Source organism: Corynebacterium marinum DSM 44953 (genome assembly GCF_000835165.1).
GTDB classification, from domain to species: Bacteria; Actinomycetota; Actinomycetes; order Mycobacteriales; family Mycobacteriaceae; genus Corynebacterium; species Corynebacterium marinum.
Window position 1 is genome coordinate 1,726,326 of sequence record NZ_CP007790.1, and the last position, 21,015, is coordinate 1,747,340.

At 70.1% G+C, this 21,015-nt stretch carries 18 protein-coding genes; 4 read left to right on the forward strand and 14 right to left on the reverse strand.

Annotated elements, in window-relative coordinates; genetic code table 11:
• Positions 1-3: 3 nt before the first annotated feature.
• The 12 genes from murG to B840_RS08315 form a co-directional block, all read right to left on the reverse strand.
• A complete protein-coding gene (murG, locus tag B840_RS08260) occupies positions 4-1,092 on the reverse strand; it encodes an undecaprenyldiphospho-muramoylpentapeptide beta-N-acetylglucosaminyltransferase (protein WP_042621762.1) in 1,089 nt (362 codons plus the stop codon).
• A 3-nt stretch (positions 1,093-1,095) separates the two neighbouring features.
• Positions 1,096-2,442, reverse strand: coding sequence for an FtsW/RodA/SpoVE family cell cycle protein (locus tag B840_RS08265; protein WP_084602880.1), 1,347 nt, complete (start codon positions 2,440-2,442; stop codon positions 1,096-1,098).
• A complete protein-coding gene (murD, locus tag B840_RS08270) occupies positions 2,439-3,788 on the reverse strand; it encodes a UDP-N-acetylmuramoyl-L-alanine--D-glutamate ligase (protein WP_042621763.1) in 1,350 nt (449 codons plus the stop codon). The genes B840_RS08265 and murD overlap by 4 nt, the downstream gene beginning before the upstream one ends.
• On the reverse strand, positions 3,785-4,894 hold the full coding sequence (mraY, locus tag B840_RS08275) for a phospho-N-acetylmuramoyl-pentapeptide-transferase (protein WP_042621764.1): 1,110 nt from the start codon (positions 4,892-4,894) through the stop codon (positions 3,785-3,787). The genes murD and mraY overlap by 4 nt, the downstream gene beginning before the upstream one ends.
• A 12-nt stretch (positions 4,895-4,906) precedes the next feature.
• Positions 4,907-6,409, reverse strand: a complete 1,503-nt coding sequence (locus B840_RS08280) for a UDP-N-acetylmuramoyl-tripeptide--D-alanyl-D-alanine ligase (RefSeq protein WP_042621765.1) — start codon at positions 6,407-6,409, stop codon at positions 4,907-4,909.
• Entirely contained in the window at positions 6,406-7,896 is a 1,491-nt protein-coding gene (locus B840_RS08285; protein WP_042621766.1) for a UDP-N-acetylmuramoyl-L-alanyl-D-glutamate--2,6-diaminopimelate ligase, read from the reverse strand. Before B840_RS08285 ends, B840_RS08280 begins: the two co-directional genes overlap by 4 nt.
• A gap of 22 nt (positions 7,897-7,918) precedes the next feature.
• Entirely contained in the window at positions 7,919-9,778 is a 1,860-nt protein-coding gene (locus B840_RS08290) for a peptidoglycan D,D-transpeptidase FtsI family protein (protein ID WP_042621767.1), read from the reverse strand.
• Between the two features lie 166 nt (positions 9,779-9,944).
• Positions 9,945-10,613: a cell division protein FtsL gene (ftsL, locus tag B840_RS08295; RefSeq protein WP_052491134.1), complete on the reverse strand. Its 669-nt coding sequence runs from the start codon at positions 10,611-10,613 to the stop codon at positions 9,945-9,947.
• A 29-nt stretch (positions 10,614-10,642) separates the two neighbouring features.
• Positions 10,643-11,653 (reverse strand): 16S rRNA (cytosine(1402)-N(4))-methyltransferase RsmH, encoded by a 1,011-nt coding sequence (gene rsmH, locus B840_RS08300; protein WP_042622636.1) that lies wholly within the window; start codon positions 11,651-11,653, stop codon positions 10,643-10,645.
• 194 nt (positions 11,654-11,847) lie between these two features.
• Positions 11,848-12,282, reverse strand: coding sequence for a division/cell wall cluster transcriptional repressor MraZ (gene mraZ / locus B840_RS08305; protein ID WP_042621768.1), 435 nt, complete (start codon positions 12,280-12,282; stop codon positions 11,848-11,850).
• A 402-nt stretch (positions 12,283-12,684) separates the two neighbouring features.
• Positions 12,685-13,080, reverse strand: coding sequence for a DUF3040 domain-containing protein (locus B840_RS08310; protein WP_042621769.1), 396 nt, complete (start codon positions 13,078-13,080; stop codon positions 12,685-12,687).
• An 88-nt stretch (positions 13,081-13,168) separates the two neighbouring features.
• Positions 13,169-13,594 (reverse strand): SAV_6107 family HEPN domain-containing protein, encoded by a 426-nt coding sequence (locus B840_RS08315; RefSeq protein ID WP_042621770.1) that lies wholly within the window; start codon positions 13,592-13,594, stop codon positions 13,169-13,171.
• A 225-nt stretch (positions 13,595-13,819) separates the two neighbouring features.
• On the opposite strand from B840_RS08315, the gene B840_RS08320 reads away from it, so the two are divergent.
• The 3 genes from B840_RS08320 to B840_RS08330 all read left to right on the forward strand — a co-directional run bounded on the left by B840_RS08320 (position 13,820) and on the right by B840_RS08330 (position 17,088).
• Positions 13,820-14,389: a GNAT family N-acetyltransferase gene (locus B840_RS08320; RefSeq protein WP_042621771.1), complete on the forward strand. Its 570-nt coding sequence runs from the start codon at positions 13,820-13,822 to the stop codon at positions 14,387-14,389.
• Between the two features lie 81 nt (positions 14,390-14,470).
• Entirely contained in the window at positions 14,471-15,571 is a 1,101-nt protein-coding gene (locus tag B840_RS08325; protein ID WP_042621772.1) for a polyprenyl synthetase family protein, read from the forward strand.
• Positions 15,571-17,088 (forward strand): alpha-(1->6)-mannopyranosyltransferase A, encoded by a 1,518-nt coding sequence (locus B840_RS08330; RefSeq protein WP_084602884.1) that lies wholly within the window; start codon positions 15,571-15,573, stop codon positions 17,086-17,088. Before B840_RS08325 ends, B840_RS08330 begins: the two co-directional genes overlap by 1 nt.
• Here the strand turns inward: B840_RS08330 and B840_RS08335 are convergent.
• On the reverse strand, positions 16,991-17,362 hold the full coding sequence (locus B840_RS08335; protein ID WP_042621773.1) for an Rv2175c family DNA-binding protein: 372 nt from the start codon (positions 17,360-17,362) through the stop codon (positions 16,991-16,993). The genes B840_RS08330 and B840_RS08335 overlap by 98 nt on opposite strands.
• 63 nt (positions 17,363-17,425) lie before the next feature.
• On the opposite strand from B840_RS08335, the gene pknB reads away from it, so the two are divergent.
• The gene (gene pknB / locus B840_RS08340; RefSeq protein WP_042621774.1) at positions 17,426-19,543 is read left to right on the forward strand and encodes a Stk1 family PASTA domain-containing Ser/Thr kinase; all 2,118 of its coding nucleotides are present in this window, start codon (positions 17,426-17,428) and stop codon (positions 19,541-19,543) included.
• 59 nt (positions 19,544-19,602) lie between these two features.
• Here pknB and B840_RS08345 read toward each other — a convergent pair whose 3' ends face one another.
• Complete coding sequence (locus B840_RS08345) at positions 19,603-20,991, reverse strand: class II 3-deoxy-7-phosphoheptulonate synthase (RefSeq protein WP_042622638.1); 1,389 nt, start codon at positions 20,989-20,991, stop codon at positions 19,603-19,605.
• Positions 20,992-21,015 lie beyond the last annotated feature (24 nt).

The window sequence follows — 21,015 nt, forward strand, 5'->3', positions numbered from 1 at the left end:
ACTTCAGGCTCCTGGGTGTGTGTGGTGGATGATGGCGTCGGCGATCTGCGCCGCGGCGTCGCCGGCGGAGTGTCCGCGGGCGGCGGCGCGCATGGCGGCCAGCAGCTCGTCGTCGCCGAGGATCTCGCTGACCTCGGCGACCAGGCGCTCGGGGTTCAGTTCCGCGTCGTCGACGAGTCTGGCTGCGCCCGCCGCCACGACGCCGGTGGCGTTGAGCGCCTGTTCGCCGTTGCCGTGGGGCAGGGGGACGTACACGGCCGGCAGGCCGGAGGCGGTGACCTCGGCGACGGTCATCGCACCGGAACGGCACACGATGAGGTCGGCGAGTGCATAAGCCGCGGCCATGTCCTCGATGTAGGGCAGGGCGACGTAGTGCTCGTGCGGGGCGGGGGCGGTGTTGCGCTTGCCGTAGGCGTGCAGCACCTGGAATCCTTCCCCGGCGAGCGTGCCGACGGCTTCCGCCACCGCCTCGTTCAGGTTGACCGCGCCCTGGGATCCGCCGGTGACCAGCAGGGTCTTCCGGTCGGGGGCGAGCCCCCACTGCTCACGGCCGCGTTCGGCCGCGGCGTGGGTGTCGCCGCCGCGCAGGGCGGACCGGACCGGGATGCCCACGACCCGGCCGGGCATGCCGGAACCGGACACCGCGTTGAAGGCGGTGCCGCCGAGCCGCGCGCCCAGCTTGTTGGCCATGCCCGCGCGGGCGTTGGCCTCGTGGACGAAGAAGGGGATGCCCAGCGAGCGGGCCGCCAGGTAGGCGGGCGCTGCCACGTAGCCGCCGAAGCCGATCAGGGCGTCAGCCTTGACCTCCCGGAGGATGCCCCGCGCCTGGCGAACCGCCGCGACCACCCGGAAAGGCAGCTTGAGCAGGTCGACGCTGGGGCGGCGCGGCACGGGCACCGGATCGATGAAGCGGAGGTCGAATCCGCGGGCGGGGACGAGGTCGCGTTCCAGGCCGCGTGGGGTTCCCAGCGCGGTCACCGCGGCGCCGTGCCGTTCCACCAGCGCCTCGGCGACGGCCAGTGCCGGCTCGATGTGGCCGGCGGTGCCTCCCCCGGCGACGACCACGCTCAGAGTCCCATTCGATTCGGGCATGGATCACCGTCTCCTGTCGTGGGTGGGCCGATTACGTTCCCTGACGCTACCAGTGACCGGTTCACCGAACCTGGGCCGAGTCCCGCGGACGGGGGGTACGGTGCGCACCGCCGGCTCGGGCAGGAAGAAGATCCGGTCGAAGAGGGGGCGCCCGTAGGACTGGACCGCGGACACCGTCTCCGGCTCGTGGCGCGCGACGGAGGCCAGCAGCCCCATGGAGCCCAGGGTGATGATGGCGGAGGTGCCGCCGGCGGAGATCATCGGCAGCTGGATACCGGTCACCGGCAGCAGGCCGACGACGTAGCCGATGTTGATGAACGCCTGGGACACCACGCTCGCGGTGAGCGCCGCCGCCATGAGCGACTGGAACTGGTTCTGCGCCCGCTGGGCGGTGCGGAAACCGAAGTATCCGAGGGCGGAGAACAGGACGATCACCATGGCCCCGCCCCACAGCCCGAGTTCCTCGCCGATGATGGCGAAGATGAAGTCGTTCTTGGCTTCGGGCAGGTAGAACCACTTCGCCCGGGACTGGCCGAGCCCGACGCCGAAGAGGGAACCGTCCGCCAGCGAGAGAAACCCCTGGTAGGACTGGAAAGCGGTGCCCTGGGTGTCCTCGAAACGGCCGAACAGCGCGTCGAAGTAGACGTGGAAACGGTTGGAGCGGAAACCGCCGGAGAAGAAGATCAGCAGCAGGCCCGCCAGGGCGGCGACACCCCCCGCGGCGATGATCCGGAGGTCGACGCCCGCGAAGAGCAGGGTGAACATGGCCACCAGCGCGAAGCTCATGGTCATGCCGAGGTCGCCCTGCACGGCGATGAGCAGGATCATCAGGACCGAGACGGCGAGGTAGACGGCGAAGGGGCTGCGCGCGCTGATCTTCTTCGGGTCGCGCCGGTCGGCCAGATAGGCCGCACCCCACACCGCGACGGCGACCTTCGCCAGCTCGGAGGGCTGCAGGCCGATGGAACCGAAGCGGATCCAGGACTGGGAGCCCACCTCCTCGGAACCGCTGCCGATCCCCGGGATGAGAACCATCACGAGCAGCACGAGCGAGAGCAGCAACAGCCAGGGCGCGAGCCGCCGGATCACCGCGGGTCGGACCCGCAGCGCCAGCCAGAAGGCGAACAGGCCGAGGACCACCATGACCCCCTGCCGCAGGGATTGCGCCCACACGGTGGACCCCTCGAGCACCGACCAGGTCATCGAGGAGGACATGACCATGACCACGCCGATCCCCGAGAGGAGAAAGACCACCGAGCGGATCATGAGGTAGTCGAAGCCCGGCCAGGAATCCATCCTCCGGTGCCAGGCGGCGTGCCACCTGGTGAACGTTCCGGCGCTGGCGCTCATGACGTCCTCGCCCGGGCCGCGGCGGCGAAGAGGTCGCCGCGCTGAGACATTCCGGTGAACATGTCGAGGGAGGCGGCGGCCGGCGCCAGCAGCACGGTGTCGCCCGCCTCGGCGATCCCACCCGCCCAGTCGACGAGGTCGTCGATCGCCGCGGCCGGGTCGGTGAGCGCGGTGACGTGGACGGGGACGTCCGGGGCGTGTGCGCGCAGGGCGTCGGCGATCAGCGCGGCGTCGGCGCCGAGCAGCCCGACGCCCTTGAGCCGGTGCGCGTGGTCCCGGATGAGGGGGCCCACGTCCGCGCCCTTGAGCTGTCCGCCGGCCAGCCAGACGACGTCGTGGAGTCCGGCCAGCGCGGCGTCCGCCGCATGGGGGTTGGTGGCCTTGGAGTTGTCCACCCAGGCCACTCCCCCGTTCTCGGCGACAGTCTGGCCGCGGTGCCCGTCGACCTGGAAGCCGGCGAGGGCCGCGGCGATGTGGGCGGGTGCGGCGCCCTGGCTGCGCGCGACGGCGGCGGCCGCGAGCGCGTCGAGCACGCCGGCGGGACCCGCGGGCTGGATTCCGGCGACCGGCGCCAGCACCACAGGAGCGTCTCCGGTGTTGTCCACCAGCTGCCCGCCGATGACGCCGAACTGCCCGACGGCGGGCTCGGCGAGGGTGAAACCGATGTGCCCCTCCGGTGCCAGGGCGCGCACCGCCGGGTCGTCCGCGCCGGCTACGGCGACCGGCCCGGTCAGCGCACGGGCCTTGGCTTCGGTGTAGGCGGCGAAGGAGCCGTGCCAGTCGAGGTGATCCTCGGCGAGGTTGAGCAGCACCCCGGCATCGGGGGTCAGCTCGCTGGACCAGTGGAGCTGGAAGCTGGAGAGTTCGGCGACGAGAACGTCCACGCGCCGAGGGTCGGCCAGGGCGTCGGCGACGGAGACGCCGATGTTGCCGACGGCCTCGGCACGCAGCCCGGTGTCGCGGCCGAGCTCCCGCATCATGGCGGCGAGCATTGCGGTGGTGGTTGTCTTGCCGTTGGTGCCGGTGACCACGAGCCAGGTGCGCGGAGCGCCGAATGCGCCGGCGCGGTCGAGCCGGTAGGCCAGCTCCACGTCGCCGAGGACCTCGAGGCCGGCGGCTGCGGCGTCGAGAAGCAGCGGGTGGTCGGGGCGCCACCCGGGAGAAGTAATGACTACCTCGAACTCGCCGAGACGGCCGCGGGCCTCGTCGACGCCCATGCCGCGCACGCCCTCGATCCGGGCGTTGTCGTCGGCGACGACGACGTCCACGCCGAGATCGACGAGCAGGCGGGCGAGTCCGCGGCCCGAGACCCCGGCGCCGGCGATGAGGGCGGTTCCGGTGATCATCGCAGGCTCACTCCCGTGGCGGTGAGCCACTCGGCGTAGAAGATGGACACACCCAGCATGACCCCCATGACAGCGATGAGCCAGAACCGGACGACCACGGTGGTCTCCGGCCAGCCGCCGTTCTCGAAGTGGTGGTGGAAGGGCGCCATCCGGAAGACGCGTTTGCCGGTCGTGCGGAAGGAGATGACCTGGATGACCACGGAGGCCGCCTCGATGACGAAGAGGGCGCCGATGATGACCATGAGCAGCTCGGTGCGCGACGCGACCGAGAGGCCGGCGACCAGGCCGCCGAGGGCGAGGGAACCGGTGTCTCCCATGAAGATCTTCGCGGGGGCGGCGTTCCACCACAGGAAACCGAGGGAGGCGCCCAGGCCGGCGGCGGCGAGGACGGCGAGATCCAGCGGATCGCGGACCGAGTAGCAGCCCGGCTCCACCGCGACGGTGCAGGAGTTGCGGAACTGCCAGAACGTGATCAGCGAGTAGCCGCCCATCACGAAGGCGATGCTTCCGGCGGCCAGGCCGTCGAGTCCGTCCGTGAGGTTCACGGCGTTCGACCAGGCGGCGGTGAGGATGTAGATGAACAGCAGGAAGACGATGATCCCGATGATGCTGCCGCCGAAGGCGATGTCGACGGTGTCGATGTCGCGGATGAACGACAGGTGCGTCGACCCCGGGGTCAGCCCCTCGTCGTCGGGGAACATGAGGATGAGCAGTCCGAACGCCACGGCGATCACCAGCTGGCCGACGAGCTTCGCGGTCTTGTTCAGGCCGAGGTTGCGCTCCCGGAAGATCTTGATGAAGTCGTCGGCGAAACCCAGGGCGCCGAGGCCGAGGGTCAAGCCGAGGACCAGCACGCCCGAGACGGTGAAGCCGCCGGTGCCGATGATCAGGCCGTAGATGCCGACGGTGAGGTAGGCGACGACGATGCCCGCCAGGATGGCGATGCCGCCCATCGTCGGGGTGCCGCGCTTGCGCAGGTGCGACTTCGGCCCGTCCTCGCGGATCTCCTGCCCGAGCCCCTCGGCGGAGAACCGCCGGATGAGGATGGGAGTGGTGAAGATCGAGACAAGGAAGCTGACGATTCCTGCGATGATGATCTGTGTCACGTCGTGTCGCCCCTATGAACCCTTCTGGATGTTCTTCTGGTGGATGAGGTTCTCCGCCACCCGCCACAGCTCCAGGGAATTGGAGGCCTTGACCAGCACCACGTCCCCCGGGTTGCCGGGGCCGGTGTGTTCGATCGGGCGGGTGCGCAGCACGGCCTCGACGAGGCTGGTGGCCTCGTCGACGTCGCGCGCGATCTCCGTAGTTATACCCCGGTTCGCGGCTTCGGTGGCCATGGCACGGCTGTGGGGCCCCTCCCCGACCGCAATGAGGTGGTCGACGCGGTAGCGGTCCAGCTGCTCCCCGATGAGACGGTGGGACTCCTCTGCGTCCGCCCCGAGTTCGCTCATCTCGCCGAGGACGGCGATCGACCGGGCGTCGCGGCGCGCGGAGGCGGTGTACGCCAGCGCCGCTATGCCCGCGCGCATGGAGTCCGGGTTCGCGTTGTAGGAGTCGTTGATGACGGTGACGCCGTCCGCCCGGGTCTGCACGTCCATGCGGTGCGCCGAGGCGCTGGTGTGGCCCGAGAGGCCCTGCGCGACCTGCGCCGGCGTCAGCCCCGCCTCGAGGCCGACTGCGGCGGCGGCCAGTGCGTTGGAGACCTGGTGCTCGCCGAAGACCTGCAGCGTGACCGGGGCGGAGGTGTGGCCGGCGTGGAGCGTGAAGCTGGCGCGGGCGACGTCGTCGAGACGGATGTCGTCGGCCCACAGGTCCGCCCGCCCATGGGCGGAGTAGCTGACCACCCGCGCGCGGGTGCGCGACGCCATCGCCGCGACGAAGGGGTCGTCGGCGTTGAGCACCGCCACCCCGTCCGCCGGCAGGGCCTCGACGAGTTCGCCCTTCGCGCGGGCGATGTTCTCCCGCGAGCCGAACTCCCCGAGGTGGGCGCTGCCGACGTTGAGCACCGCGCCGATCTTCGGCGGCACCGATTCCGCCAGGTGGGCGATGTGGCCGATGCCGCGGGCGGACATCTCGGCGACGAGGAAGCGGGTGCCGTCATCGCAGCGCAACGCCGTGTAGGGGTGGCCGATCTCGTTGTTGAAGGAACCGGGCGGGGCGACTGTCTCCCCCGCCATGCGCAGCACGGAGGCGACGAGGTCCTTGGTGGAGGTCTTGCCGGCTGAACCGGTGATGCCCACCACCGTCAGCTCGGGCAGCCTGGCGACCACGGCGTGCGCGAGGGCCGCGAGCGCGTCGACGACGGCCTTCGCGGAACCGTCGGCGTCGTGGGCGTAGATGTCGGCGTTGGAGTCGGTGCGGCCCGCGGGCGCTACGACGACCGCGGGCACCCCCACCGGGCGGGCGGCCAGCACCGCGGCCGCCCCGGCCGCGACGGCGCGGGCGGCGTAGTCGTGGCCGTCGACCTGCGCCCCGGGCAGGGCGAGGAACAGCCCGCCCGGGGTGATTTTCCGGGAGTCGAATTCGACGGAGCCGGTCACCTGCGTGTACGGGTCGGCGACGTCGTGGAGCTCGCCGCCGGTGATCTCCGCAATCTCTGCGAGGGTGAGGGGAATCATTGCTTCTTCTCCTTGAGTGAGCGGCGGACTTCTTCCCGGTCGTCGAAGTGGTGGTCCACTCCGGCGATGAGCTGGCCGACCTCGTGGCCCTTGCCGGCGACGACCACGCCGTCACCGGGCCGGGCCCAGTCGATGAGTGCGTCGATGGCTGCGGCGCGGTCGCCGATCTCCCGGATCTCTGCGTCCGTGCCGGCGGAGCGGGCGCCCTCCAGCACCGCCGCGCGGATGACGGCGGGAACCTCGCTGCGCGGGTTGTCGTCGGTGATGATCACGAGGTCGGCGCGGCGCGCGGCCTCCTCGCCCATGATCGGGCGCTTGGAGGCGTCCCGGTCGCCGCCCGCCCCGACCACCACGCCGAGCCGGCCGGTGACCTGGCCGCGCAGGGTGTCCAGGACGGCCGCGACGGCGGCCGGCTTATGTGCGTAGTCGACGACGGCGAGGAAGTCCTGCCCCTCGTCGATGCGCTCCATTCGGCCTGGGACGGCGACATGGGCGAAGCCGGCGGTGAACGCCGCCGGATCCACGCCCGCCGCCAGCGCCATCGCCGTGGCCACTGCCGCGTTGGCGACGTTGAAGTCGCCCGGCAGCGGCAGCCGGGCGGTCACCTCCACGCCCGGCAGGTGCAGGACGATCGTCTGCTCGCCGGAGGGCGCCACGGTGGCCGGGGCGGCCGTGACGTCGGCCGGTACGCCGCGGGTGGAGACGGTGAGGGGGTGGTCCGCGCGTTCCGCCATGGCGCGGCCCCACTCGTCGTCGACGCAGATGACCGACTTCCCCGCCGCCAGCGGGGAGGCCGGGTCGAAGAACCGGGCCTTGGCCTCGAAGTACTCCTGCATCGTCGGGTGGAAGTCGAGGTGGTCCTGGGAGAGGTTGGTGAAGCCGGCGACGGCAAAATGCGTCCCCGCCGTCCGGCCCAGTTCCAGCGCGTGGGAGGAGACCTCCATGACCACGTGCGTCACTCCCTCCTCGACCATCTGCGAGAACAACGCCTGCAGGGTCGTCGCCTCCGGGGTGGTCAGGGAAGTCGGCACCGCGCGGCCGTCGATGCGGGTTCCGGTGGTGCCGATGAGACCCACCTTGTGTCCCGCGGCCATGAGTCCGGCCTCGAGGAGGTAGCTGGTGGTGGTCTTGCCGGAGGTGCCGGTGACGCCGAGGACGGTCAGGCGTTCCGAGGGGTGCCCCTCGATCTCGGCGGCCACGGTTCCCAGCACCGCCCGGACGTTCTCGACCACGATCACCGGGCGCCGCTCCCCCGCTTCCGCGAGGATGCGCCGGCCCTCCTCGTCGGTGAGGACGGCGGCGGCGGGGCTTCCCGCCGCGAAACGGGCGCCGTGGCGACGTGTGCCGGGGACTGCGGCGAACAGGGCGCCGGAGTCCGCGAGAGTGCCCGAATCCAGTCCGACGGAGGTGATGACGGGATCAGCCCCGGATTCCCGGACGAGTTCGCCCCCGGCAAGCTCAGCCAGGTGGGTCAGGGTGGTTTCCATGGATGTTCTCCTCCTCGAAGGACTATTGGGCGTGGAGGATCAGGAGATCCTCCACGGGCGGCGACGTCGGAATGTTATCCCGGTTGAGCAGCCAGGACGCGATCTCCCGGAACAGCGGGGCCGAGGACTGGCCGCCGCCGCCGCCCTCCTCGACGCCGCGCTGGGGCTCGTCGACCATCACGGCCACGACGAACCGCGGGTCGTCGGCCGGGGCGACACCGGCGAAGGTGATCCAGTAGTCGCTGTTGGAGTACGCGCCGGTGTTCGGGTCGACCTTCTGCGCCGTGCCCGTCTTGCCCGAGGTCTGGTATCCGGGGACAGCGCCGTTGGCGCCGGTGCCCGACTGCAGCCCGCCCGGGTCGTCCTGCATCACCGAGCGGAACATGTCCACCACCATGCCGGCGGTTTCGGGGCTGACGACCTGGGTGCGGGCTGGCTCGACGACCTCCTGCGGGGTGCCGTCGGGGGCGGTCACCGACTCGATGACGCGGGGCTCGATCCGTTCCCCGTCGTTGGCCAGCGCCTGGTAGACGCTGGCCATCTGCAGGGTGGTCAGCGACATGCCCTGGCCGATGGGCAGGTTTGCGAAGGTGCCCCCCGACCACTGCTCCAGCGGGGGCAGCAGGCCGGAGGACTCGTTCGGCAGTTCCACGCCGGTGGGCCGGCCGATACCGAACCGGTCGAGGTAGTCCGCGAAACGCTCCTCCCCCAGGCGCTCGGCGAGCATGAGCGTGCCGACGTTGGAGGACTTACCGAAGATGCCGGTCGTGGTGTACGGCAACACACCGTGGGCCCAGGCGTCCGCGACCGTGACACCGGACATGTGGATCGAGCCGGGCACCTGGTGGACCTCGTCGGGAGTGGTCAGGCCCTCTTCGATGGTGGCGGCCGCGGTGACGATCTTGGCCACCGACCCCGGCTCGTACGGGTGCGAGATGGTCTGGTTCTCGAAGTCCTTGCCCGCGGCCAGCTGCCGTTCGATGTTGCCGTTCGGGTCGATGGTGTCGGTGTTGGCCATGGCCAGGACCTCGCCGGTGGCCACGTCCAGGACGACCGCCTCCGCGGACTTGGCCTGCGAGTTCACCTTCGCCTGCTCGAGCAGCTGCTGGACATAGGTCTGCAGGTCCAGGTCGAGGGTCAGCTCGACGGAGGATCCGTCGACGGCGGGCACCACGTCGCGCAGGGTGCCGGGGATGGCCTGCCCGTCGGTGGAGACGTCCTCGGTGGAGCGCCCGTCGATGCCGGAGAGCGTCGCGTCGCCCGAGGCCTCCAGACCGAACTGGCCCTGCCCGTCCATCGACACCTTGCCGATGACGTTCTCCGCGATGGCGCCGTTCGGGTACTGGCGGATGTCCTGGTGGTCGGCGGCCACACCGTGGTACGTGGCGGCGATCTCGGCCGCGACGTCCGGGTCGACGTTGCGGACCAGCACCTCGTAGGTGGAATCCGCCTTCAGCTTGTCCAGGATGTCATCCGACTTGACCTCGCCGGTGATGGCGCCGGTTTCCTCGATCATGACGGGGATCTCCCTGGCCATCGTCTCCAGGATGTCCTCGACGCGGCCGTCGAGCTCGGCGTCGATCTGCTCGCGCGGCACACCGTCGACCCGCATCTGCAGATCCTCCCGCTGGCGCAGCTCGCTGCGCAGCAGGCGGGGGGACACGGTCAGGCTGCGTGCCTGCATCGTGTACGCCAGCTGGTTGCCGTGCCGGTCGGTCACCTCGCCGCGCCGGGCGGGATCGACGTACACGCGGGCGCGCTGCTCCTGGGCCTTCGCCGCCAGATCAGGGCCCCACACCACCTGCACCCAGGCGAGCCTGCCCACCAGCGCCACGGTGATCACCGTGAAAATGGTGAGGATGACCCGCAACCTGCGGGTCATCACCGACTTCTGGTCCTGCGGTTTCTTCACCGGCGGTCTCGGCGCCCGGCTCTGTGCGGAGCGTGCGTCAGAATAGGGACGGGAGGACGAACGTCGGACGCCTCCGGCGCCTGGTCGTGTCACTGGGCGTCCTCACCTGCTCGTTCTGCTCGGGTATTCGGGTTGGTCACTGATCCTCGGTGGGCACATTCGGAGCGTACGGGAGCACACCCCGCTCGACCGGCGCCGGGGCCTGGAGCCGCTCGGCCTGCGGGATCGCCTCCAGGTTGTCGCCCAGCTCATCGATCGCGTCCGGATCGCTGGACGCCTGGCCCGGACGGACCGGTGCGCCGTTCACGTCAATGATAGGGCTCGTGGCGGGATCCGCCGGACGCTGTTCCACGATGTCGCCGTTCTCCTGCACCGCCAGGATTCCCGGCTGCGAGGGGACCGCCATGCCGAGCTCACCTGCGCGGCGGGCGATCTCCGCGGAGGACCGGACGTTCTCCAGGTCCCGGTTGAGGGTCTCCAGCTGGTTCGACAGCTGCCGGTCCTGCGACTGCAGCACCTGCATCTGGAAGGTCTGCTGGGTGGACACGCCGGACAGCCACATCGCCACCGCGACGCCGGCGATCGCCAGCATGATGGAGAGGCTGACCAGCTTGGCCAGCAGGGTGGTTCGTTTGACCTCCGCCACGCGCCGTCCGCGGACGGACACCACCTGCCTGGAGCCGAGGCGGTTCGGGGGCGGAATCGGCCTGCTGCGCCGGGGCAGCGGTGTCTGCGGGGGGACGGTCCTGGTCCGCTGCCCGCGTTCGAGGACAGCAGTGCTGGTGAAGTCGCGGCTGGCGCCCATGCGTCGCTCTTTCCTGGTCGTCTGCTGTGTCACTGTTGTTCTCCCGTCGGGCCAGGGAGCTTCTCGACGGCCCGCACCCGCACGGGTGCCGCCCGAGGATTCTCCTCGATCTCGGCTTCGGTCGCCTTTTCCGCCCCGCGCGTCACGCTGCGGAAACGGGGCGCGGTGCCCGGAAGGTCCATCGGGAGGCCGGGCGGGGTCTTTGACGCGGTCAGGTCGGCGAACGCGAGTTTGACGATGCGGTCCTCCAGGGACTGGTAGCTCATGAACACCGCGCGTCCGCCGACGGCGAGCAGGCCGGTGATGACGGGGATGACGTTCTCCAGTGCCTCGAGTTCGGCGTTGACCTCGACCCGCAGCGCCTGGAAGGTGCGCTTGGCGGGGTGGCCCCCGGTGCGCCGGGTGGCGGCCGGGATGGCGTCGTAGAGCAGCTCGACCAGGCGGCCCGAGGAGGTGAAGGGCTCCCGTTCCCGCTCCCGCAGGACGGCGGAGGCGATCTTCCCGGCGAAGCGCTCGTCGCCGTAGGTCTTGAGGATGCGCGCCAGGTCGCCGTGGCTGTAGGTGTTGAGCACGTCCGCCGCGGTGCGCCCGTGGGTGGGATCCATCCGCATGTCCAGCGGGGCGTCGGTGCGGTAGGCGAAACCTCGCTCCACCTGGTCCAGCTGCATCGACGAAACGCCCAGATCGAACAGGGCCCCGGCGATGCCGTACCCGCGGGCGAGATCGAAGATCTTCCCCTCGCCTTCCGCGATGGCCTCGCCGACACCGTCGAAACGGGTCTGCACGCCGACGAAACGGTCCCCGAAGGGCGCCAGGCGGGCGCGGGCGTCGGCCAGGGCACGCGGATCGCGGTCCACGCCGATGACGTGCGCCTCCGGGAAGGTCCGCAGGAAATGCTCGGTGTGGCCGCCGGCGCCGAGGGTGCCGTCCACGATGACCGCGTGCTCACCCAGAGCCAGGATGCCGGGCGCCAGAAGATCCGCCATGCGGTCGCGCAGGACGGGGACGTGCCCGAAGTTCTCGCCGATGTCGAAGCTCATGTCGGCCTTGTGGTCGGTCACGGCGTCCCCGCCCCCCTTCCTAATCGAGTGTGTCGGTCTGCCCACGATGCGGGGCGCGTACAGGGCCCTGCCCGATGTGTCCATCTGATGTCGGGGAAGTACACCAGAGCATCACCTCGGGCAGAGTCCTTACACGCACTCCGCCCCGCTCCTCCACTCCCTGCCGGGAATGATCAGAGCAGTCCGCCGAGGACGTCTTCTGCGTCGGCCGCCGAGAAAGCGGCCTCCGTTTCCTTCTGATACGCGGCCCAGGACTCTGCGTCCCAGATCTCGAGAAAATCCACCGATCCGATGACCACGCACTCCTTGGTCAGACCCGCATACTCGCGGTGCCCGGCCGAGATGTTGATGCGCCCGTTGCCGTCAGGACGTTGTTCATCCGCACTGGCAGCCAGATTGCGGATGAAGGCACGTGCCTGCGGGTTGGTGCGGGACACCGCCGCGGCCTTCCGGACGCGGGCGGCGAACTCCTCCCGGGGATAGACCGCAAGACTGTGGTCCTGCCCCTTCGTGATCATCAACCCGCCGGCGAGCTCCTCGCGGAACTTCGCCGGCAGTGTGAGACGACCCTTGTCGTCGAGTTTGGGAGTGTAGGTACCGAGAAACATCCCGGGGCCACCTTCCTTCAGTCTCGACTCCTCGGATCGCTTCAGACCAGATTCAGTTCTCGCCATGGATCCGAAAGGCCACGTGACCCCTCTTCTCCACCGCTGTGCCCCACAATACCCCACTTCCCCCCACCAACAACCCTCATTGGCCCCGCCTGCCACAGAATCAGCAGAGGATTCCCAGGTAAGCGGCCTGAAAGTTGTGGGGCCCCTGCCCGCGGCCTCCCCGAGGCCGAGCGCGACCCCCGCCACGTCGACACGCACCCCTGCCAGGGACCCGGGTTTCAGGTCTAGCTCGGGGCATGGTGGGGCAAGGTGGAGGATCTCCGTGGGGCGAAGTGGTGAATCAACTCAGGCCCGCCGCACATACATGTGCGGCGGGCCTGAGGAAAAGGTGGAGGGTTAGCGCTCCTCGAAGCGCCGGCGGAAGTTGTCTTCCATCCTGCTGGTCGGGGATCCGGAGCCGCCGCCGCCACGCTTCGGTCCGCGCTTGCGCCCGATCCCACCGGGGTTTCCGCCGCCGCCACGGAGCATCCAGACACCTGCGCCGAACATGACGAGGAATCCCACCACGCTCAGCGCGATGAACCAGAGGCTCTGCTGAGCCAGCGCAACGCCGCCGATGAGCATGACGAGACCGACGACCGCGATCGCCACACCTCGAAGGGTGATGCCGGGCGTTCCGGATGCACCGAAAACGTGGTCACCAGCCACGGATGACCCGAACTTGGGGTCATCAGCAAGGAGAGATTGTTCAATCTCCCGGAGCGCTCGTTGCTCCTGCTCTGAAAGCGACACTGTTCCTCCCGGATATCGCTGGGCGCTTTTTCTTCTTACTGGTTCAACGCCCAGACTAACGGGATTGTTCCCGTGAACGCCAAACCAGTTACGCCGCCGCTGGCGCCCACCCGGCCTCGGCCTCCACTTCGGCGAGAAACTCTCCGGCGAGATCCATGATCCGGCTGACCAGCCGGGGGTCAAGGTCCCGCTCCAGACCCGAGGCGACCCGCGATCGCAGGCGCGAGTACTGCTCGAAAGAACCTGCCCAGCGCTCGCCGTCAGCGTCGACGAGCCGGAGCTGATCCCACGCGCCAGTCGGGCGGCGGCGCTTCCCTGCCACCGCCGAGGCAGAGATCCTCGCCCCGGCCGACCTCAGGGCGGCCTGGTAGGCGGCCTCCAGCGCCAGGTCCCACTCCCCCGCCACCGCATGATCGGCGGCCTGGGCGAGCAGCCCGCGGGCCTTGAAGATGAAGTCGGCCCGGCGGGTGCCCGCACCCGAGAACCTCGTAGTAGCGGAAATAATCTGTGCCATGGGGACCAACTCCTTTCCTCGTACTTTCGACCACCTGCCAGCGTGTTGCCCCCACCCTAGAAGTGGCACGGAACATCACACTTCAATCGTAGAACAGCCTTTCGAACCCGTCAATGGTTGTGCTGCACTTTCCTCCCCTCCGCCGTCCCGCGTGTTCGAGAGCCGGGAATGCCCCGGCGCGGCGATCGCCACCGCCCGATCCGGGGTTCATGGTTCAGTGGAGGGGTGACCATCGAGATCCGCCGGTTGTCCGGCGCCGAATTTGCCGTGCTGGCTCCCCAGTTCGTCGACCTCTACATCGACGCGATGGGCTACGACCCGGCCATCCGCGCAGGCCGGATCGAGGTCTGGCGCCACGAGATAGTCCAGCCCGGGTTCACCGCACTCGCCGCCTTCGAACACGGCACCCTCCTCGGGCTGGCCTACGGCTACCTCGGTGCCCCCGATCTGTGGTGGGACCGCCAGGTACGCCGCGGCTTCCGCGAGGCCGGCGGGCCGGACACCCGTCAGGCGGTGCTCATGCGCGACTACTTCGAGGTCGCCGAGATCCACGTCGACCCGGCGCATCAGGGCAAGGGCATCGGCCGCCGCCTGCTCTCCCAGCTGCTGTGGCTCGTTCCCGCAGGCCACGCCCTCCTGTCCACCCCGGAGGTCGACAACGAGGCCAACAATGCCTTCTCCCTGTACCGCTCCATGGGCTTCCGCGACGAACTACGCAACTTCCAGTTCGACGGGGACTCCCGCCTGTTCGCGGTGCTCTCCGTCCCCCTCCCCCTGGCGGACCCGGCGAAATAGACCGCCGTCACTGACTCCCGCCGGCGGACGGCTGGGTATCGTGGACTCGACAATCCACCGCCCCGATGAAGGATCGCCACATTGAGCAGCCAGGACCTCCGCACGCTGACCCTCGACCAGATCCCGGACGCCGCCCGCGATGAACTCTCCCGGTTCTTCGCCGACCGCCGGCCGCAGGTCGCCGCGATCGGCGGTCCGGTCACGGACGCCGTCGCCCATCTGGAGAAGTTCGTCCTCGGCGGAGGTAAACGGATCCGCCCGCTGTACGTGTGGGCCGGTTTCGCCGGCGGAGGAGGCTTCGACGCGACTTCCGAGGATCCGGCGGCCGTGCTGCGCGCAGCGGCCTCGCTGGAGTTCATCCAGGCCTGCGCGCTGATCCACGACGACATCATCGACGCCTCCGACACCCGGCGCGGCAACCCCACCGTCCACCGGGCGGTGGAGGAGGCGCACCGGACCAGCGGGTGGTCCGGCGACCCCGCCCACTTCGGCGAATCCGTGGCCATCCTCGTCGGCGACCTGGCGCTGGTGTGGGCCGAGGACATGTTCCAGGACTCCGGGCTGTCGGTGGAGGCTCTGCAGCGGGCCCGCGAGGCCTGGCGGGCGATGCGGACCGAGGTGATCGGCGGGCAGCTGCTCGACATCTCCCTCGAAGCCACAGCGGACGAGGACGTTGAGCTGGCGGATTCGGTCAACCGCTTCAAGACGGCCGCCTACACCATCGAGCGGCCCCTCCACCTCGGCGCGTCGATCGCCGGCGCCGACGATAAGACCATCGAGGCCTTCCGCGGCTACGGCCGCGACATCGGCATCGCCTTCCAGCTGCGCGACGACCAGCTGGGGGTCTACGGCGACCCCGCGGTCACCGGCAAGCCCGCCGGTGACGACCTGCGGGAGGGAAAGCGCACGGTCCTGCTGGCCACCGCGCTGAAGCGTGCCGACGACCGCGACCCCGCCGCCGCCGCCGAGCTGCGGGCCGGGGTCGGGGCGGTGGCCGACCCGGGAGAGGTCTCCCGGCTGGCCGACATCATCGCCGGGACAGGGGCCGTCGAGGAGATCGAGGAGCGCATCACCGCGCTGACCGCCTCCGGCCTCGCACATCTGTCGGCCGCCCACACCTCCCCGGAGGTCACCGCCACCCTCACCGACCTGGCGCACCGCGCGACCGCGCGCCGGCACTGATGACCGTCCGGCTCCCCGGCCCCCTCTGGCTGGGGCTCATCGGCTCCCTGCTGCTCCTGCTGGGTTCCTTCGGGGGCGGCGCCACCCGCAACCGCGGGGGCCTGCTCGAGGCCGCCGGCCTGGATTTCCTCGCCTACGGCCGGGGGGCGGGCATCTCGAACACCGTGTTCTGGGCGGGCGTGATCCTCCTCCTGCTCGGCTGGGCGGTCCTCGGCCGGAGGCATGTGCTCAGGGAAGGGACAGACGGCGGGAAGATTGTGCGCACGTCGATGTGGGCGTGGGTGCTCCCCCTCATTCCGGCGGCGCCCATGCTCTCGAGGGACGTGTATTCCTACCTCATGCAGGGCGCGATGCTGCGCGACGGTTTCGACCCCTACACCCAGGGCGCGGCCGTCAATCCCGGGCCCTTCCTCCTGGAGGTCTCCCACGACTGGCGCAACACGACCACCCCCTATGGGCCTCTCCACCTCTGGATCGGCGAGGGCGTCACCCGGCTGGTCGGCGACAACGTCACCGCCGGGGTCGTCGTGTACAAGCTGATCTCCGTCGCGGGTTTCGCCGCCATCGCCTGGGCGGTGCCCCGGATCGCTCGTGCGCTGGGCGGGGATCCGGTGCTCGCCCTGTGGCTGGGTGTGGCCAACCCGGTGATGATCCTGCACATGGTGGGCGGAATGCACAACGAATCCGTCATGGTCGGCCTGGTGAGCATTGGTCTCCTGGCCTGCCTGAACCGTCGTTTCGTGCTGGGGGTGGCGTTGATCGCCGTGGCGGTCTCGCTCAAGGCGACGGCCGCGATCGCCCTGCCGTTCGTGGTGTGGATGGCCACCCGCCGCTTCGCGGAACGGATCAACCGGGTGGCCGCCTTCCTGCTGGCCGGTGTCCTCGTCGTCGTGGAGACCTTCGTGGTGGTCGCGGCCGTGACGTTGATGTCCGGATCCTCGTGGGGCTGGCTCTCGGAGATCTCCGGCAACTCCAAGGTGATCAACCCCCTGGCGTGGCCGTCGCTGGCCGCGGGCGGTGTCACCACGTTCATGCAGCTGTTCCGGGACGATTTCGACTACAACGTGGCGCTGAGCATCCTGCGGCCGATCTCGATGGCCGTCATGCTCCTCGGCCTGGTCCTCGTCTGGTGGGTGTTCCGGCAGGACGACCGCCGCGCCATCGCCGGCACCGCGGCCGCCTACCAGGTGGCCTTCGTGTTCAACTCGGTGACGCTGCCCTGGTACTACGCGTCGGTGATCAGTCTCGTCGGCACGGTCGACCCGCCCCGGTGGGTGCTCCGCCTGGCGGTGGGGGCGTCCGCGGTGGTCACCCTCTCCTTCACCGGCAGCGGCAACCACCAGCTCTACAACACCTGGTGGATGGCGGGCGTGCTCGCGCTCGCCTGGGTGCTCAGCGACTGGGTCTTCGGGAGGGACCTCAGATGGCCATGGCCTGAGCCCGGCGCAGCACCTCGCGCGCCAGCTGGCCGTGCAGCGCGTCCACCGGCCGGCCCGGCAGGGTCTCGTCCTCGGTGAACAGGAACCGCAGGATCTCCGCGTCGGAGTAGCCACCGTCCGTGAGGAGGGTGATCACGCCGGGCACGAACTTTCCGGTCGTGGGTTCGTCCTTCTCGAAGAGCGCCACCGGAATGTGTCGCTTGCCGTCGACGATGTGGGCGATGAGTTTGTTAGCGGTCAGGAGGTCGTCGACTCGGGTGACCACCACGCCGAGCCGCTCCGCCGCCTCGGGCAGGGTGAGCATGGGTTCATCAGCCAGCAGGGCCTCGAGGGAGATGTCGTTCGAATTCACCTCTCCTACTCTAGTGGCGACCAGCGTTGGCATCAGCAGCGACCTGTGGACCATACTGTTCGCATGGCTCAACTGGCAGTGGGAGATCTCCTCGAGGACCGTTACCGCATCGATCACCCGATCGCACGCGGCGGCATGTCCATGGTCTACCGCTGCGTCGACCTCCGGCTCGGGCGCGCCGTGGCCGCCAAAGTCCTGGACGAGAAGTACCTCGCCGACCCCGTGTTCCGGCAGCGTTTCCGCCGGGAGGCCCGCGCCATGGCGCAGCTGACCCACCCGAACCTGGTCAACGTCTACGACTTCGGCTCCGACGGCGACCACCTCTACCTCATCATGGAACTGATCACCGGGGGCACCCTGCGCGAACTCCTCGCCGAGCGTGGCCCCATGCCCCCGCACGCCGTCGCCACGGTGATGCGGTCGGTTCTCACCGGCCTGTCCACCGCCCACAAGGCGGGACTGGTGCACCGGGACATCAAGCCGGACAACATCCTCATCAGCGGCGACCACCGGGTGAAGCTCGCTGACTTCGGCCTCGTGCGAGCCGCCAGCGCTTCGACGGTGTCGTCCAGCCAGATCGTCGGCACCGCCGCCTACCTCTCCCCCGAACAGGTCGACGGCTCGGACATCACGCCCGCCTCGGATGTGTATTCCGCGGGCGTCGTCCTCTTCGAACTGCTCACCGGCACGGTCCCCTTCTCCGGCGACAACCCGCTCGACCACGCCTACCGCCGGCTCGCCGACGACGTGCCGGCGCCCAGCTCCCGGATCGGGGGCGTGCCCTCCCTCATGGACGCGCTCGTCGCCACGGCGACGGCGCGGGATCCGCGGGACCGCTTCGCCGACGCCGCGGAATTCCTCGCCGCGCTGGACGACGTCGCCGCCGAACTCGCCCTGCCCGACTTCACCGTCCCCGTGCCGAAGAACTCCGCGGCGCACCGGGCTGCGGCGGTGCCCACCGACATCACCGATCTCGTCGGCCCGCCGACCATGGTCACGGAGATCACCCGCCCCCCGGTCGAGCAGACGCGGGTCCAGGAGGTGGCGGTGCCTGCCCGGATCCCCGAGGCGGCCGTAGAGGAGCCGCCCGCCGAGCAGCCCGTGAGCAACCGCTCCCGGGTGGGGCTGATCGCGTGGCTCGTGGTCGTCGCGGTGCTCACCGCCGCTGTGGCGGTGGGCGGCTGGTGGTTCGGGTCCGGGCGCTACGGCGAGATCCCCCAGGTTCTCGGGATGGACCGGGCCGGGGCGGTCACCCTGGTCGAGGAGGCCGGGTTCACGCCCGTCACCCGCATCGTCTACAGCGACGACGTGCCCGTGGACCAGAGCGCGGGCACCGACCCCGCGGACGGGGAGAAACTGGTCCGTGGCGGTGAGGTCACCGTCCTCGTCTCCCAGGGCATGCCCACCGTGCCGGCGGCCGAGGGCATGGACGTCCTCGCTTACCAGGCGGCCGCCTCCGAGCGGACCCTCGCGGTCACCACCGGGGAACCCGTCTACTCCGCCGACGTCGAGGAGGGCATGGTCGCCGTCACGGAGCCGGCGGGCGGGGAGGCAGTGCCCATCGGGACGACCGTCACGGTGCGGGTCTCCCGCGGGCCGGAGCCCGTCCAGGTCCCGGCGGTCGTCGGCGGGACGCTCGCCGACGCCGAGGCCCGCCTCGCCGAGCTCGGCCTCACCGTCGCGTCCGTGGACCAGCGTTACGACGGGGACTCCCCCGCCGGCCGCGTGCTCGCAGTCTCCCCCGACCAGGGGACGACCCTGACCCGCGGCAGCGAGGTGTCCCTGGTGGTCTCCAGCACACTGACCGTGCCGGATGTATCCGGGATGGACGAAGCGGCGGCGAAGGCCGCGCTCGAGGCCGCCGGTTTCACCGTCTCCGACTCCCGCCGGGACAGCGGAGCCACCGGCACGAACGCCGGCACCGTGGTGGGCACCAGCCCGGAAGCCGGAGAGCTCGTCGACCCCGCCGACGCAGAGGTCACCCTCACGCTGGCGGGACGAGTGACGGTCCCGGACGTCGTCGGCATGACGGCCGGCCAGGCCCGCACGGTGCTGGAGGGCGTGGGACTCGAGAGCGGCGCCCGCGAGCGCGACGACGACCGGGTGGTCACCCGCCAGCGCCCCTCCGCCGGCGACGACGCCAGGGTCGACTCCTCCGTGCGTCTGACGCTGGAACGCTAGAAACGCAGGAACGCCGCGTCCCCCCGGGGGGAGGGGCGCGGCGTCGATAAGCGGGCGGGCTAGTTGCGGAGCATCTCCGCGACCAGGAAGGCCAGCTCCAGGGACTGCTGGGTGTTCAGGCGCGGGTCGCAGGCGGACTCGTAGCGGCCCGGAAGATCCACGTCGGTGATGTCCATGGCCCCGCCGAGGCACTCGGTGACGTCCTCACCGGTGAGCTCGATGTGGATGCCTCCCGGGTGGGTGCCCAGGGAACGGTGGACCTCGAAGAAGCCCTGGACCTCGTCGATGACCTTGTCGAAGTGGCGGGTCTTGTAGCCGTTGGAGGCGGTGAAGGTGTTGCCGTGCATCGGGTCGGACTGCCAGATGACCTTGTGGCCGGCGGCCTCCACCGCCTCGATGACCGGCGGGAGTGCGGTGCGGACCTTGTCGTGGCCCATGCGGGCGACCATGGTCAGGCGGCCCGGCTCCTTCTCCGGATCGAGCTTGCGGGCGTAGGCGACGGCCTCCTCCGGGGTGATCGACGGCCCGATCTTCAGTCCCACCGGGTTGGAGATCAGGGCGGCGAAGTTGACGTGGAAGTCGTCGAGGCCGCGGGTGCGCTCGCCGATCCACAGCTGGTGCGCCGAGAGGTCGTAGAGGCGGGTGTTGCCGTCCTCGTCCTCGTGGAGGCGCAGCATCGCGCGCTCGTAGTCGACGAGCAGTGCCTCGTGGGAGGCGTAGATGTTGGAGGTGCGCAGGGAATCGTCGTGGACGCCGCAGGCCTCCATGAAGCGCAGGCCGGCCTCGATCTCGTTGGCCAGGGCCTCGTAGCGGGCGCCGGCCGGGGACTGGGCGACGAACTCCTGGTTCCACTCGTGGACGCGCTTGAGGTCGGCGGTGCCCGAGGAGACCAGAGCACGCACCAGGTTCATCGCGGCCGAGGAGTTGGCGTAGGCGCGGACCATCCGCGCCGGATCGTGGCGGCGTGCCTCCGGGGTCGGCTCGACCCCGTTGACGATGTCGCCGCGGTAGTTCGGCAGACCGTTGCCGTCCAGGTCCTGGGAGCGGGGCTTGGCGTACTGGCCGGCGATGCGGGCCAGCTTGACCACCGGGGTGGAGGCGCCGTAGGTCAGGACGACGGCCATCTGCAGCAGCGTCTTGACGTTGGCGCGGATGTGCGGCTCGGTGTTCGACTCGAAGGTCTCGGCGCAGTCGCCGCCCTGCAGGAGGAACGCCTTGCCGTTGGCCACGTCGGCGAGCTGGCGCTTCAGCTCGACGACCTCGGGGGCCACCACGATCGGCGGCACCGACTCGAGGATCTTGCGGACGTTCTCCGCCTGTGCCCGGTCCCAGGTCGGCTGCTGTTTGGCCTCCCGGGAAATCACGTCCTCGAATCGCTCGTGCAGCCCTGCGGGAAGCGGCGGCAGATCGGGGAGAACTTCTTTGGGGATGTCAACAGTCCAACTCACACCCATATTCATAGCACGGATGTC

Bases quoted from the DNA above. Each gene is read 5' to 3' on its own strand.
- murG (WP_042621762.1), bottom strand. From the start codon at position 1,092: ATGCCCGAATCGAATGGGACTCTGAGCGTGGTCGTCGCCGGGGGAGGC.
- B840_RS08265 (WP_084602880.1), bottom strand. From the start codon at position 2,442: ATGAGCGCCAGCGCCGGAACGTTCACCAGGTGGCACGCCGCCTGGCAC.
- murD (WP_042621763.1), bottom strand. From the start codon at position 3,788: ATGATCACCGGAACCGCCCTCATCGCCGGCGCCGGGGTCTCGGGCCGC.
- B840_RS08280 (WP_042621765.1), bottom strand. From the start codon at position 6,409: ATGATTCCCCTCACCCTCGCAGAGATTGCGGAGATCACCGGCGGCGAG.
- B840_RS08285 (WP_042621766.1), bottom strand. From the start codon at position 7,896: ATGGAAACCACCCTGACCCACCTGGCTGAGCTTGCCGGGGGCGAACTC.
- B840_RS08290 (WP_042621767.1), bottom strand. From the start codon at position 9,778: ATGACCCGCAGGTTGCGGGTCATCCTCACCATTTTCACGGTGATCACC.
- ftsL (WP_052491134.1), bottom strand. From the start codon at position 10,613: ATGGGCGCCAGCCGCGACTTCACCAGCACTGCTGTCCTCGAACGCGGG.
- rsmH (WP_042622636.1), bottom strand. From the start codon at position 11,653: ATGAGCTTCGACATCGGCGAGAACTTCGGGCACGTCCCCGTCCTGCGC.
- mraZ (WP_042621768.1), bottom strand. From the start codon at position 12,282: ATGTTTCTCGGTACCTACACTCCCAAACTCGACGACAAGGGTCGTCTC.
- B840_RS08315 (WP_042621770.1), bottom strand. From the start codon at position 13,594: ATGGCACAGATTATTTCCGCTACTACGAGGTTCTCGGGTGCGGGCACC.
- B840_RS08330 (WP_084602884.1), top strand. From the start codon at position 15,571: ATGACCGTCCGGCTCCCCGGCCCCCTCTGGCTGGGGCTCATCGGCTCC.
- pknB (WP_042621774.1), top strand. From the start codon at position 17,426: ATGGCTCAACTGGCAGTGGGAGATCTCCTCGAGGACCGTTACCGCATC.